The sequence below is a fragment of the Lactobacillus sp. W8172 genome (genome assembly GCF_016102055.1).
Classification (GTDB): Bacteria; Bacillota; Bacilli; order Lactobacillales; family Lactobacillaceae; genus Lactobacillus; species Lactobacillus apis_A.
On the sequence record NZ_JACFPG010000002.1, the window covers coordinates 127,340 to 141,256 of the forward strand.

The 13,917-nt window shown below is 38.7% G+C and carries 12 protein-coding genes and 1 riboswitch; all 12 genes read right to left on the minus strand.

All coding sequences use genetic code 11. The annotated features are described in order from the left end of the window. Nucleotides 1–4 precede the first annotated feature (4 nt). A complete protein-coding gene (locus H3R21_RS04160; RefSeq protein WP_198183225.1) occupies nt 5–1,573 on the minus strand; it encodes an SLAP domain-containing protein in 1,569 nt (522 codons plus the stop codon). A 155-nt stretch (nt 1,574–1,728) separates the two neighbouring features. Then, complete coding sequence (gene glmU, locus H3R21_RS04165) at nt 1,729–3,114, minus strand: bifunctional UDP-N-acetylglucosamine diphosphorylase/glucosamine-1-phosphate N-acetyltransferase GlmU (protein WP_198183227.1); 1,386 nt, start codon at nt 3,112–3,114, stop codon at nt 1,729–1,731. A 52-nt stretch (nt 3,115–3,166) separates the two neighbouring features. Further along, entirely contained in the window at nt 3,167–3,997 is an 831-nt protein-coding gene (purR, locus tag H3R21_RS04170; RefSeq protein WP_198183229.1) for a pur operon repressor, read from the minus strand. A 124-nt stretch (nt 3,998–4,121) separates the two neighbouring features. Beyond that, nucleotides 4,122–4,367 carry a Veg family protein gene (locus H3R21_RS04175; RefSeq protein ID WP_046307712.1) on the minus strand — a complete coding sequence of 82 codons (246 nt, stop codon included), beginning with the start codon at nt 4,365–4,367 and terminating at the stop codon, nt 4,122–4,124. Between the two features lie 82 nt (nt 4,368–4,449). Next, nucleotides 4,450–5,340 carry a 16S rRNA (adenine(1518)-N(6)/adenine(1519)-N(6))-dimethyltransferase RsmA gene (gene rsmA / locus H3R21_RS04180; protein WP_198183231.1) on the minus strand — a complete coding sequence of 297 codons (891 nt, stop codon included), beginning with the start codon at nt 5,338–5,340 and terminating at the stop codon, nt 4,450–4,452. Further along, nucleotides 5,333–5,905, minus strand: coding sequence for a ribonuclease M5 (rnmV, locus tag H3R21_RS04185; protein WP_198183233.1), 573 nt, complete (start codon nt 5,903–5,905; stop codon nt 5,333–5,335). Before rnmV ends, rsmA begins: the two co-directional genes overlap by 8 nt. Continuing rightward, the gene (locus H3R21_RS04190) at nt 5,892–6,659 is read right to left on the minus strand and encodes a TatD family hydrolase (protein WP_109715828.1); all 768 of its coding nucleotides are present in this window, start codon (nt 6,657–6,659) and stop codon (nt 5,892–5,894) included. The genes rnmV and H3R21_RS04190 overlap by 14 nt, the downstream gene beginning before the upstream one ends. Continuing rightward, the gene (gene metG, locus H3R21_RS04195; RefSeq protein WP_198183235.1) at nt 6,659–8,635 is read right to left on the minus strand and encodes a methionine--tRNA ligase; all 1,977 of its coding nucleotides are present in this window, start codon (nt 8,633–8,635) and stop codon (nt 6,659–6,661) included. The genes H3R21_RS04190 and metG overlap by 1 nt, the downstream gene beginning before the upstream one ends. A gap of 112 nt (nt 8,636–8,747) precedes the next feature. Next, nucleotides 8,748–11,438, minus strand: coding sequence for a magnesium-translocating P-type ATPase (gene mgtA / locus H3R21_RS04200; RefSeq protein WP_198183237.1), 2,691 nt, complete (start codon nt 11,436–11,438; stop codon nt 8,748–8,750). Between the two features lie 86 nt (nt 11,439–11,524). Then, nucleotides 11,525–11,689, minus strand: a riboswitch (M-box (ykoK) riboswitch). Between the two features lie 62 nt (nt 11,690–11,751). Next, complete coding sequence (locus H3R21_RS04205; RefSeq protein WP_370567500.1) at nt 11,752–12,408, minus strand: TPM domain-containing protein; 657 nt, start codon at nt 12,406–12,408, stop codon at nt 11,752–11,754. Further along, on the minus strand, nt 12,338–12,817 hold the full coding sequence (locus H3R21_RS04210; RefSeq protein ID WP_198183239.1) for a deaminase: 480 nt from the start codon (nt 12,815–12,817) through the stop codon (nt 12,338–12,340). The genes H3R21_RS04205 and H3R21_RS04210 overlap by 71 nt, the downstream gene beginning before the upstream one ends. 5 nt (nt 12,818–12,822) lie before the next feature. Then, the gene (gene trpS / locus H3R21_RS04215) at nt 12,823–13,842 is read right to left on the minus strand and encodes a tryptophan--tRNA ligase (RefSeq protein ID WP_198183241.1); all 1,020 of its coding nucleotides are present in this window, start codon (nt 13,840–13,842) and stop codon (nt 12,823–12,825) included. Nucleotides 13,843–13,917 lie beyond the last annotated feature (75 nt).

Sequence of the window (13,917 nt, forward strand, 5' to 3'; positions counted from 1 at the left end):
TTAACTATTTGTTTGCAGTTGCGTAATCAGTAATGTTCAAAGTTTGTTGGAAACCATTTGCACCGGTGATTGTTAAAATAGTGTTGTTATTACTAAATTGAATTGCTGACTTGTCCACGCCATTTGCTGTAGCAGCAAGTTGAACAATTTGATCAGCTTCAGTAATAGTTAAGTTATTTAAATCATTAACTGGAATTTTTTTGCCGTTAAGAGCGTTTTTAGCAGTAGTTATTTTGCTCAGAGTATCATTTACTTGTGCAACAGTTGAAATTGCAGTATTAACTTGTATACCAGTATCAATAGCTGCATCGTAGGAAGCACGTAACGCCTTGGCTGATAATTTATATGCATCGCTTGCCTTAACTGCTGCTGCTTCACCTAAAGCATCTTGTAATGATTTTTTATCCGCATCAGTAGCAGTAATAGCCTGGTTTTTAGCAATTTCTGGTGTGTTAACTGGCGTAAGCTTATGCCCACTTATAATATTAACATCGTCTTCCTTAATAAAGCCGTTTTTATCACTTTGTAACTTATAGAATAAAACGGCTTTATTTTCAGACTGAACCCAAATATAGCGTAGTTCATTTACACGGGCAACATGTCCCTTAGCAAAGGTCTTTGTTGGTTGTGCAATGCCTTTTTCATCATAAACATTAGTATCACGTGCAATAGTAGCAAAAGTGGCATCTTGATCATCTGTTGGCTTCTCATTTGCAGGTTTTAATTGCTTACCAGTGATTACACCAACATTGCTCTTCTTAACCCATTGGTTTTCACCAGGATATTTACTATCACTAATGCGGTAGTACAATTTGCCATCAATATACTGGAGCTTATCAACTTGAATTTGCTGACCCTTCTTAAGTAAAGTCTTACTTGCATTCCCCTGGTCGTCGTAGATATATGCATTATGATTCAAAGTAATTACTGTAGGGTCATTTTGATTATCACTTGGTGTAATACTTTCATTAACTGGTTTCAGAGTTGCGCCGGCTAATTTGCCAACGTTAGCTGCCTTGATAAATTGGTTAGTTTGACCACTGATGCGATAGTAAAGCTTTTTACCAATGTAAATTGCTTGATCAAAGGTAACAGTTTGGCCCTTCTTGATCTTCTTCTTGTCAGTCTTACCCTTAGCATCGTAAATGTAAGCATTGTGCTTAATCTTAGCACTTGCAGTAGCAGTGATTGCGTTAGCTTTAGTAACCTTTTTACCATCAACGTAGCCAACATTAGCTGCCTTAACGAAAGCACCACCACCAATATCGTAAAATTCAATACCACCAATAGTTACTTTAGATGCGTATTTTAAGGTATAGCCTTTACCAATGGTCGTGTTTTTCTCACTGCCCATATAAGTCTTTAGACGCTTGCCATCCTTATCATATACGTAAGAATTGTGACTTAATTTAATTGTGCCTTTTTTTGAAGCATTTTTCTTGGTAGAAGAAGTCTTCTTTGCTGTTGATTTATGAGCTGCTTGCACTACTGCAGTTTGACTCGCACTCAATACTGGACTAACACCAATAAATGCAGCTGCTGATACCACCATTAATTTATGACTTAGTTTCATTTATCTATTACACCTCATTAAAAAACTATTTCAATGATATTTATTGTATACCAAAAATGCAATTAAACCAATTAAGATGGTAATATCTTACCTTTTCTTAATACTATTTAATTACAGTTGTGTTGTTTTCTAAATTTTAATTCTGAAAGACAGATTTATTCCCAATTTTCATCTTTTGATAATGGTAGTTTGTGCCAATAGTCAGGCTTATTCACCTGACGTCCACGTGCGATTGCCATATCATATTTGTTTACATCCTTGGTAATAGTTGAGTCAGCAGCAACAAATGCGTGATCTGAAATATTTACTGGTGCAATTAAAGTAGCTCCTGAGCCAATGAAAGCACGATCGCCGACATTAATATGATCCTTTTTAATACCATCATAATTAGCAAAAATGGTACCACAGCCGACATTAATATCTTTACCTAAAGTTGCATCCCCAACGTAAGTCAAATGTCCAACCTTTGAGTTTTCGCCGATTTCAGAATTCTTAATTTCAACAAAGTTACCGATATGAGCACCCTTCTTGATGATTGAATTAGGCCGCAGATGTGAGTTTGGTCCAATATCAGTATTCTCAAACATTTGTGAGTTCTCAATTGTTGATGAAGTAACTGTTACATGGTCGCCAATGGTTGAATCAACAATCCGTGAGCCAGAGGTAATTAAGCAATTACTGCCAATTTCTGTCTTGCCCTTAATAATAGCATTGCTTTCAATAACTGTATCCGAACCAATTTTCACGTCTGAATCAATGTAAGCTGTATCAGGATCAATAAAGGTTACGCCATTACACATGTGCTTTTCATTAATCCGCTTTTGCATGATTTTGCTTGCTTGCGCGAGCGCAACACGATCGTTAACACCAATACTCTCACTAAAATCACGCATGCGATATGCGCCAATTCGTTGACCTTCATTGCGCAAAATTTCCAATACGTCAGTCAGATAATATTCACCTTGTGCATTTTGATTATTAACATGTTTCAGGGCTTCAAACAACAACTTATTATCAAAGCAAAAAACACCTGTGTTGATTTCTTTGATCTTTAGTTCTTCAGGACTACCGTCTTTTTGTTCAACAATTCTTAAGACGTTATCTTGATCATCACGGATAATTCTACCGTAGCCGTATGGGCTAGGTGCTTGCGCAGTTAAAACAGTAGCTGCATTGCCCTTAGTTTGATGGTAGTCAAACAACTTTTTAAAGGTCTCACTGGTAAACAGTGGTGTATCACCAGTAATAACTAGCGTGGCACCATCTTTTCCTGCTAACTCCTTTTCGGCAGTTAAAACGGCGTCACCTGTTCCCAGCTGCTTTTTCTGCAGTGCAAATTCTGATTTTCCAGCTAAGACCTTTTCAACATCTTCTGCACCTGTGCCAACAACAGTCACAATTTTGTCTGGTTCGATTCCCTGTGCAGCTTCAACAACGTGTTCAACCATTGTTTTACCACAAACCTGATGTAAAACCTTGTATAGCTTAGATTTCATTCTTGTACCCTTGCCAGCTGCAAGGACAATAACAAATTTTTTCATTATTTTTTAGCCTCTTCTAATTTTGGATTTTGCCCACTTTTATTATTTCAAACTAAAAGCGATCATAATCGGTATGTTCGACTATGGTTCCTGGCTCAGCAATAATGACTTTCTTTTTACCGTCTACACGCTTAATTTTAACTAATGAAAGGTGACCTTCAATTAGCTTTTCATCTTCAAAATCAGCTTCACATAAAACGCAGATACCAGCAATATTGCTATCGAATTCTCTAACTAGTTGCTGCATACCGGTCAAAGTACCACCGGCCATCATAAAGTCGTCTACTAACAAAACATTAGAGTGTTCATTTAAAACCCTTGTAGGTAATTCCATCTTAGACACACGATCAAGCGAAGAAGAGATGTAATTAACAGAAACCGTTGCGCCTTCCGTCACCTTTGAACGTTTGCGTGCAATAATAAATGGTACGTTTAAATAGCGCGCAACAGCTTGAGCTAGTGAAATACCCTTAGTTTCAATTGTCATTACCACGTCAATTTTAGAATATGCATAACGTGTGGCAATCAGCTTACCAATTTTTTCAAGGTCTTGCGGATTTCCTAAAATATCAGAAAGATAAACAAAGCCGCCCGCTAATATCCGATCCGGGTCCTCAATTCTTGCAGCTAAATCAGTTAAATAATTTTGCGCATGTTTTTTACCCCAAAAAGGAACGTAACGGACACCTCCTGAAGCACCCGCAACAGTTTCTAAGATACCATCCTGATTATTAGCTAAAGTATGTTTTAAAATTGCCAAATCTTCTGAAATAGATGACTTAGCAGCTCCATAACGTTTAGCAAAAAATGGTAATGGTATCAAGTCATGTGGGCGTTCCATTAAATATTTAGTCATATCAACTAATCTCTCTGAACGTTTCATAAAATCCCCTCTCTAATGTTTGTCTTTTGCCTGCTTCTACTATACACTGAACGACAAAAAAAGACACTAACATTTTACAAAATGTTAATGCCAAAAAGTATGATCTTTTTATTTTTAATCTAGCTTATTCAGCCGCATCATCAAATTTTAATGTGATATTTTTGGTTAACAAATCCGTGTAGCTATATGAAACATGTTCAAAGTTATTTTGGTCCTGATCCAAATCAACAACGAAAACAGCTGGGAATGTTTCCTTCAAGACCCCGCGTCTTTTGGTAACTTTCTTACGTCCTGCTCTTGCAACCACAGTCAAAGAATCACCCAAATGTGAATCTAATTTCTGCTTAATAGTAGTAATAGATGTTGGCACTGTTAACAACTCCTTTGGAGCTCTATTTTACTACAATATTATCATTTTTTCAATTCTTTTTAAGTGCTAGCCCAGAAGCTTTTCATGATTTTTGCGGTGAAATCGCGGCTGCAATCTGGATGAACTGCTTGATTGTGAGCTGTTCCGGTCTAATACGTGGATCCACTCCTAAAGAATCTATCAACTGCTTTCGTTGATCAGGATCTGGTACTAAATTCTTTAAATTATTATTTAAAGTTTTACGCCTTTGACTGAAACACATTTTCACTACCCAATTAAAGTGTTTCGGATCACCAACATCCATCTGTTCTGTCAAAGGAGTCAAAACAACTACACTTGAGTCAACCTTAGGGCGCGGAATAAATGAACTGCTTTTTACGTTTAGCGCAAGTTTGACTGTCATTTGCGTTTGAACCGCGATTGTCAAAGGACCATAAGCTTTACTATTTGGCTGAGCGTCTAGCCGCTCGGCAACTTCTTCTTGCATCATTAAAGTTAAACTAGTGAAATTTAAGTTTGCTTGATTCAAAAAGAAAATAATTGGAGTTGTAATATAGTATGGTAAATTGGCTACAACCTTAATTGGTTTATTTACATCAAGAAAATCTTCAAAATCTGCCGGAAAGTCTGCCTTTAAAATGTCCTTCATCATTAATTTAAAGCGGTCATCAAGTCGGACGCCATCTATTTTAGCAGGGAGTTCATTATATAAAATTTCTGGTAAACTCTCATCAACTTCGTAGGCAAAGACCTTTGCACCTGCAAGCAAGAGCTGCTCCGTTAACGAACCAATCCCTGGTCCAATTTCAATCACCTGATTACCAGGTTGAATTCCAGCTGCCTGAACAATCCCCTTAATTGCATCTAGATCAACTAAAAAGTTTTGTCCTAGGTTCTTCTTCGCCTTAACAAAGTAGCGATTAATAATTGCTTGAGTCCGAACCGCGGAACCAATTGGAATTTCGTTATTCATTTTTTGCCTCCTTAACGGCCTGCTCAAGTTGCTTAAGCGTAATACCAAATGTGCATAACCGGTTGTAAAACTGCTTTGCGTTGCCATAGCCGATACGCAAGCTAATTCCTACTTGCTCACGTAATTTACCCGAATTGGGTCCGCTTGATAAACCCAGTTTTTGGTAAGCTTGCTTGCTAATATCACTAGAAGGAGCCTGCTGTTCATGTAAGTCGCTCAAAGCCCTAACAAGTGCCTGCTTTGAGGCATGCTCAACTCCCAGTGAATTGCCCTTTCCTTTTTTATGAGGATCGCCTTCTTTGCGTGTAATAAAGGCCTGCTTAGCACTAGGGACCGCCTCAGTAACTAATCTGCGGATTCTCTCACCATTAAGATCTGGGTCGGTTAAGACAATTATTTCACGTTTCTTTGATAATTCTTTTAACTCAGTCAAGACCACCGGTGGCACATCAGAGCCATTGGTTTCAATTGTTTCGATGCCAGGAAAAAACTGTTTTAGGCGAATTGTATCATCTTTACCTTCTACCACTACAACGGCATTAAATTGTTTTTTAGTTAAGACCATATACCCTCATCGTATTTTCATAAGTTGCCTTGGCAACTTCTTCTAACGGAATGTCTTTCAATTCAGCAATTGCTCTTGCAACGTAATAAACATTGCCAGGTTCATTTTGCTTACCGCGATATGGCTTAGGTGTTAAAAATGGTGCATCCGTTTCAACTAATAACCGGTCCATTGGTGTCTTCTTTGCGGCCTCATGAACCTCCGTTGCTTTGGTGAAAGAAACAACACCAGAATATGAAAAGCAGACGTTTAAATCTAAAAACTTTTCAAGCCAAGAAACATCACCGTTAAAACTATGCAAAACTGCCCCGTATTCTAGATTACTGTTCTTCAAAATGTCATAACAATCTGCAAAGGCATCCCTTGTGTGAATGTCTACGGGCATTTTCAATTCATGTGCAACCTCAATCTGGCGTGCAAATACTTCGCGCTGCTGTTCACGCGGAGATTCATCCCAGTAATAATCAAGGCCGATTTCTCCAACTGCAACAACACCAGGTATTTGCAGTTGTTCAATTAACTCATCTTCAGCCTTTTGGTCGTAATCTTTAGCAACATCAGGACAGTACCCGACCATTGCATAAACCTGCTCAAAACGTTGACTAAGTTCAATTGCGCCCCGATTAAACTCTGGATCTTGACCAACACAAATCATCTTATTAACACCCAATTGGCGTGCGCGATCAAGATAAAATTCTTCTTTACCCTGGAAAGGCCCATCTTGCAAGTGCGTATGATTATCAATTAATTCCATTAACCTAATTCGGCCCCAATTTCATGTTCGTCGCCAACAATTGCTAACTTAACTGTGCCACCTTTTTCACTTGATAAAAGCATTCCTTGACTTAATTGACCAAGCATTTTACGTGGTTTCAGGTTAGTAACTGCCAAAACTTTTTTATCCAGTAATTCACTAGCATTTGGATAATACTTCCGAATACCACTCAGGATTTGACGTTCATCACCATTACCAAAATCAAGTTGGAATTTTAATAGTTTACTTGATCCCTGGACAGGCTCAACCGAAAGAATCTTTCCAACCCTAATTTTGACCTTATCAAAATCATCAATTGAGATTTCTTTATCTTTTACTTGCTCACTGCGGCTTTCCTTTTTTGGTTTTGCCTTAGCCATTTCATCCTTAATGTACTTAATTTCGTCTTCTGGTTTCAAACGTGGATAAATTGGCTTAGGATCACTGATAACTTTGACATTCCAAGCAAAATCGCCAAAACCAAGTTGCTTTTGCTCAGAATTATCCCAATCAAGTCCCAATTGTCTAAACATTTCAACGGGAGTTCTAGTCATAATTGGTGCAATCAATAAGGCAATAGTTCTTAAACTTTCAGCTAAGTTGGACATTACTCGCGACAAGTCCTCTTTTTTACCTTCCTTATTTAATTCCCAAGGAGTAGTTTCATCAATGTATTTATTTGCGCGGCTAACTAGTTTCCAAATATCTTCAATTGCTTGGGTAAAGTAAAGTTTATCCATATCTTTTTGATAATTAGCAATTGCTTCAGCGGCAACGCTAGCAAGATCTTGGCCGAACTCATCTTGATCTTTAGCAACTGGAGCCACTTCACCAGTTTGATATTGGTTAATCATTGAAACTGTCCGGTTAAGCAAGTTGCCTAAATCATTTGCTAAATCGTAGTTAACACGTTCAACAAAGTCTTCTGGTGTAAAGACTCCGTCAGAACCAAATGGCAATGCACGCATTAAGTAGTAACGTAAAGCATCTACACCATAGCGATTTATGATGGATTCAGGATAAACTGCATTACCCTTAGATTTGGACATTTTACCGTCCTTCATTAGTACCCAACCGTGACCAATAACGTGCTTAGGTAACGGTAAGTCTAGTGCCATCAACATAATTGGCCAGTAAATTGTGTGGAAACGAACAATTTCCTTACCTACTAAGTGGACATCTGCAGGCCAGTATTTCTTAAAGAGCAAGTCATCATCTGAACCATAACCTAGTGCAGTAATATAGTTAGACAATGCATCAATCCACACGTAAACAACGTGCTTAGGATCACTTGGCACTGGAATTCCCCAGGAGACGGTAGTCCGAGTAACTGATAAATCTTCAAGACCAGGTTTAATGAAGTTATTAACCATTTCTTTTTCACGAGAATGAGGCAAAATAAATTCAGGATGATCTTGGTAGTATTGGTAAAGTCGATCAGCATACTTACTCATCTTAAAGAAGTAGGATGGTTCCTTAACTAGTCGAACCTCATGACCTGATGGTGCCTTACCACCAATCACATTGCCTTCATCGTCCTTATAAACTTCTGCAAGTTGGGATTCAGTGAAATATTCTTCGTCTTCAACTGAATACCAGCCAGTGTATTCGCCAAGATAGATATCACCTTGTTTTAATAGTTGCTCAAAAATTTTCTGGACACCCTTAACGTGCTCTTCATCGGTAGTTCTAATAAACTTATCGTATGAAATATCTAGGCTCTTCCATAGCTTTTTGTATGTTACAACCATGTTATCAACAAACTCTTGTGGCTTAATTCCTTGCTTTTCTGCTTTTTGTTCAATCTTTAAGCCGTGTTCGTCAGTACCAGTTAAAAAGAAAGTGTCATAGCCTTGGCTACGCTTGTAACGCGCCATTACATCGGCAGCAATTGTTGTGTATGCATTACCAATGGTTAAGCGGCCGGACGGATAGTAAATTGGGGTTGTAATATAAAAAGTTTTTTTATCAGCCATATTCTGTTCTCCTTAAGATTCGTTTAATTTCATTATATTATACTACATCAATAAAAAAGAGAATTCCTCACGGAGTTCCCTTTTTTAAGATATATTATAAAGATTTACCTATTTAAATTAAGAATTTTTCATCTTTCATGTAGAAGTGTTTTACAATCATCGTCAACAAGATATAGAGAACTAAAATCACTAAAACAATCCAGATAAAGGAAATTGGCATTGGTCCAAAGCCTAGTTTTTGTGCAAGGAAGGAAAATGGAATCAATGTTCCAATTACCCCTGCGCCAAAAGTAGACAAAGTAACGCTTGGCGATGCGTGCTGGCCAATAAATGGTAAGCGTGGATCACGCAAAGCATGAATAACCATTTCTTGTGTCCAAAGTGATTCAATAAACCAGCCAGTGTGGAACAATGCGATAAACGCTGCCTGTTTAGCTGGCCCAATTGCAGTAAAGCTGCCACCAACTAAATGTGGACAAATGACGAAGTACAGCAGTGCAAACGTCAAAATATCAAAAACGGATGAAGTTGGTCCGAAGTAGAACATGAATTTTGGCAGCTTTTTCGTTGACCACGTACGCGGCTCGCGCAAGAATTCATCAGACATATCATCAAACGGCAGCGATAGACAGCTAGTTCCATACAGTAAATCTAGTGCTAACAGTTGTAATGGCAACATTGGTAAGAATGGTAAAAATGAAGAGGCAACCATAATCGACAAGATATTACCAAAGTTGGATGATAAGGTAATCTTAATATACTTCATAGTGTTACCAAAGACCTTACGCCCAATTCTAACGCCTGTTTCTAGTACGTTCAGATCTTTGTGTAATAAGATAATGTCAGCTGATTCCTTAGCAATATCAACTGCTGTATCAACTGAGATTGAAACGTCTGCGGCTTTCATTGCAGGGGCATCGTTGATTCCATCCCCCATGTAGCCAACCGTGTGACCGTTGTCTTTCAATAAGTTTATAATGTTGGTTTTGTCTTCTGGAGATAACTTAACAAAAATATTGCACTCTTCCACCATTTTTGCCAGTTCTTCTGGACTCTTGCCTTCTAAGTCTGCACCAGAATAGACGGTGTCAACGTTCAAGCCAACTTGTAGTCCAACTGTTCTGGTAACAGCTTCATTATCGCCCGTTAGAATTTTAACGGTAATTCCATCATCCTTGAGTCGTGCAAGGGCAGCCTTAGCACTTTCCTTTGGTGGATCAAGAAAGGCAAGGAAGCCGCATAGAATCAAATCACTCTCATCTTTAACAGAGAATTCACCAACGGGTGCTGGATTACGCTTGTATGCCATCATGATAACCCGCAAACCGTCATCGTTCATATCATTGACTTTGTCCATTACCTTTTTCTTGCGTTCATCAGTGAGTGGCAAAATCTGTCCGTCAACCTCAATCTTAGTCGAAACAGCCATCATTTCCTCGGATGCACCCTTAGTTACCAAAAGGTGTTCACCGTGCTCACGGTCAGAATTTTCCACAACCACGCTCATTCTTCTTCTAGAAAAGTCGAACGGAATTTCGTCAATTTTGTTGTAGTCACGTTGAATTTCATTAATGTCTAGTTCATCACCGGCAGCTTCAATAATTGCCTTATCAATCAAGTTTTTCATTCCTGTCTGATAGTATGAATTCAGGTAGCCTAACTCCAAAATATGTTGGTTTTCGTGCAGGTTGAGGTCATAGTGACGCTCTAAAACCACTTTATCTTGAGTTAATGTACCGGTCTTATCAGTACACAGAATATCAGCTGAGCCAAAGTTCTGGATCGAGTTCATCTTCTTAACAATCGTGCCTTTTTTAGACATTTCGATTGAACCCTTAACCAAATTGGTTGTAACAATTACCGGTAACATTTCCGGTGTTAAGCCAACAGCAGTTGCAATTGAAAAGATTAATGCACTAACCCAGTCACCCTTTGTTAAGCCGTTAATAATGAAAACAAGTGGTGCAATAATTGCCGTCATGATAATCAACAGCTTAGAAACATTTTTGATGCCGACATCAAAAGCTGTGTTTTTGACATCATTGTGTGAAATATCGTGGGCTAACTTACCAAACATGGTCCGTTCACCGGTGGCAAAAACCACGCCTAGTCCGGAACCAGAAACAATTGTGGTCCCTTCGTAAAGAACATTAGGGTAGTCGAGGTAATCTCGATCGGCACCAATTTTTGGTTTCTTAGTCGCAATCTTTTCTACTGGATTCGATTCACCGTTTAGTGAACTGGATGAACAGAACAAGTCTTTACTATTTAAAAGACGCATATCTGCAGGAACCATGTCGCCTGCAGCCAGTCTGATGATATCGCCAACGACCACTTCGCTGGTATCAATTTCTTGGTCCTTACCGTCTCTGATAATGTCTGTTGTTACAGAAACCATCTTGAGCAGCGAATCGACTGCGTTTGATGACCTAACATTTTGAATAAAACTAGTTACTCCAGAAATAAATACCATGATTAACATGATTAAAACGGTAGTTAAGTCTTTTTCACCTGCTGGTACAAAAATATAATCTGTACATAGTGACAAAGCAGCTAAAACTAATATTACCAGTGTAAACGGTGTAATAAAGGCTTCTACCAAAAAGCGCAATTTTGAATTGTGTTGGGTGGACTCAATTGTATTTGCGCCATACTCCTCACGATTTTTTTCTGCTTGCTCAGTGGATAAGCCTTCACTACTTGCATGTAATCTAGCTAAAGTTTCAGACCTGCTTTCTTTGGCAATTGCCTTCACCAGTTCTAAATCCTTGTTGCTGGTTGCCTCATTTGGTTTTCTCAGCATCATTCTCACTCCTTTTTTCAAAGAACTCAAACAAACTAAAAAGGGGCCGCCTACATACCGCTGGCGACCCCTTTAAAACAAGGTATCATTAATACTCGTCGTTCAGTTTTAACACTACGTGACGTAAGCTTAGAGCTAGCTATCTGGTTGCCGCCTTATGTCGACGGAAACTATTTGACTCGTTGGCATCTCTGGATGTTTCCGGGCGATAGCATATGTTCACGTAGGAGTCTCACCTAACAGTTTATTTGTTGCTATTTAATTTTCATATTGAGTGTAATATATCAAACTGCGCTAAGTCAAGTTATTTAATTTATTTCTTTAGTTGCATATTAGTTTTGAAGAAATATAATAACCCACCGATTACGAGTACTAATGCCAAGGCAATCGGTAATGCCAGACGGCGCGGATGCGTGAGCTGCGTACGTTCATCATTTGATAAATCATATTTATCTAGTGCATATTGGTAACGCTGATCAATTGTTGTGGCGCAAGCCCTAAAAACAAACCGCAGACCCTTATTAAACTCTTTTTTATTGTTGCTACGAAGCTGATCAGATTGTGATCGAATAATGTTGCCCCTAATGTCAGCAGTAAAGGCACTATGCAAATCCTTGCTGGAATAGATCTGAACATTTTTCTTTTTGTCCTTATAACCCACAACAATAAAAACAGTACGCTTATATTTGCTTAGTTTCTTAGGTGTTAAATGATCAACCCGGTTGACCGTTTTCACAATAATTTTAGGTTGCTCACTAGTTTGTAAATAGCGGTTGTTTTTCTCCTTAATTAACTTGCTAGTTTCTTTTTCTACCAAATTACAGTTATCGTGTAAATCTGGATTTGAAAAAGCGGTCGTTGTCAGAAAAAGACTGATTAATGCAATAACTGCTACTAGCTTAGTTTTCAGCATCTTCCAATTTACGTGCCAATTGCTCCACGTAATTTCGGTCGATTTTAATTTGCTCATAAGGAACCCCACAATCTTTAAACAGTGCAATTGTTAACGGACTGTCGTGATAGTCAAAATAATAATTAATCTTCTTAACTCCAGCTTGAACCAGCGCCTTGGCACAATTATAGCATGGAAAATGCGTGACATAGATCTCCGTACCATCAGTTGAAACACCATTACGGGCACACTGAATAAGCGAGTTCATTTCGGAGTGAATGGTGCGGACGCAGTGCCCATCGACCAGCTGGTGGCCAGCATCATCGCAGTGTGGTTCATTCGTAACAGAGCCATTATAGCCCGTACCAATTATCCGGTTATCCTTAACCAGAACACTACCAACAAGCGCACGATCACAGGTGGAACGTTGGGCAATCACCAACGCCTGCATCATAAAATATTGCTTCCAAGGAATCCGATCACGCATCTTTTTTACCTCTTAAAATAGTTCAGACCAATTGCATCCCTTACCTCACTTAAGGTTTGATTTGCAACCTGGTTGGCTTTTTCCGAGCCTTCGATTAGCATTTCATAAACTTCATCTTGCTTTTGTTCATATTCTGCTCTGCGCTGGCGAATTGGTGCCAATTCGTTTTCAAGCACTTCGTTTAAGTAGCGCTTAATTTTGACGTCACCCAAGCCGCCTTTTTGGTAATCTTCCTTTAATTGCGCTACCTTATTCTTATCAGGATCGAAAATGTCGAGGTAAGTGAAAACAGTGTTGCCTTCAACCTTGCCTGGATCTTCAACATGAATGTGATTAGGGTCAGTGTACATTGACATGACCTTTTTCTGAACAGTTTCAGAATCATCTGATAGATAAATCGCATTACCTAAAGATTTTGACATTTTGGCGTTACCATCAAGTCCTGGTAAACGACCCTGACCTTTTTCAGGAAAGTAACCTTCTGGTTCAACCAAAACATTGCAGTCATAAACGCGGTTAAAGGTGCGAACAATTTCACGTGCCTGCTCAAGCATTGGCTCTTGGTCATCACCAACTGGCACTAGTGTTGCCTTGAACGCCGTAATATCGGCTGCCTGCGAAACTGGGTAGTTCAGAAAGCCAACCGGAATGGAATCATTAAAGTTCTTTTGCTTAATTTCAGCCTTAACTGTTGGATTACGCTCCAAGCGACCCACAGTCACAAGATCCATATAATATGCTGTCAATTCAAATAGAGCAGAAATTTGGGATTGCACAAAAATAGTTGATTTTTCAGGGTCAATGCCAACAGCCAAATAATCCAATGCAACTTGAATGAGACTATTACGGATTTTTTCGGGATCGCGGGCATTATCAGTTAATGCTTGTGTATCAGCAATCATGATATAAGGCTGATACTCCCCTGAATTTTGTAGCATTACCCGATTTTTTAAGGAACCGATGTAATGTCCAACGTGGAGCTTTCCGGTTGGACGGTCACCCGTCAAAATAACTTTTTTAGCCATGGTTTTTACCTTTCTGAAAACTTAAAATTTGTTTTAATGTAATAATTATAGTTAATTCTACCAAAAATCAAGCAA

What these genes read in the sequence shown, in the direction of transcription:
- H3R21_RS04160 (WP_198183225.1), bottom strand. Translation starts at nt 1,573, where the DNA reads ATGAAACTAAGTCATAAATTAATGGTGGTATCAGCAGCTGCATTTATT.
- rsmA (WP_198183231.1), bottom strand. Translation starts at nt 5,340, where the DNA reads ATGAATAACGAAATTCCAATTGGTTCCGCGGTTCGGACTCAAGCAATT.
- mgtA (WP_198183237.1), bottom strand. Translation starts at nt 11,438, where the DNA reads ATGCTGAGAAAACCAAATGAGGCAACCAGCAACAAGGATTTAGAACTG.
- purR (WP_198183229.1), bottom strand. Translation starts at nt 3,997, where the DNA reads ATGAAACGTTCAGAGAGATTAGTTGATATGACTAAATATTTAATGGAA.
- H3R21_RS04190 (WP_109715828.1), bottom strand. Translation starts at nt 6,659, where the DNA reads ATGGAATTAATTGATAATCATACGCACTTGCAAGATGGGCCTTTCCAG.
- H3R21_RS04205 (WP_370567500.1), bottom strand. Translation starts at nt 12,408, where the DNA reads ATGAGCAAATTAAAATCGACCGAAATTACGTGGAGCAATTGGCACGTA.
- rnmV (WP_198183233.1), bottom strand. Translation starts at nt 5,905, where the DNA reads ATGGTCTTAACTAAAAAACAATTTAATGCCGTTGTAGTGGTAGAAGGT.
- H3R21_RS04210 (WP_198183239.1), bottom strand. Translation starts at nt 12,817, where the DNA reads ATGCGTGATCGGATTCCTTGGAAGCAATATTTTATGATGCAGGCGTTG.
- glmU (WP_198183227.1), bottom strand. Translation starts at nt 3,114, where the DNA reads ATGAAAAAATTTGTTATTGTCCTTGCAGCTGGCAAGGGTACAAGAATG.
- trpS (WP_198183241.1), bottom strand. Translation starts at nt 13,842, where the DNA reads ATGGCTAAAAAAGTTATTTTGACGGGTGACCGTCCAACCGGAAAGCTC.
- metG (WP_198183235.1), bottom strand. Translation starts at nt 8,635, where the DNA reads ATGGCTGATAAAAAAACTTTTTATATTACAACCCCAATTTACTATCCG.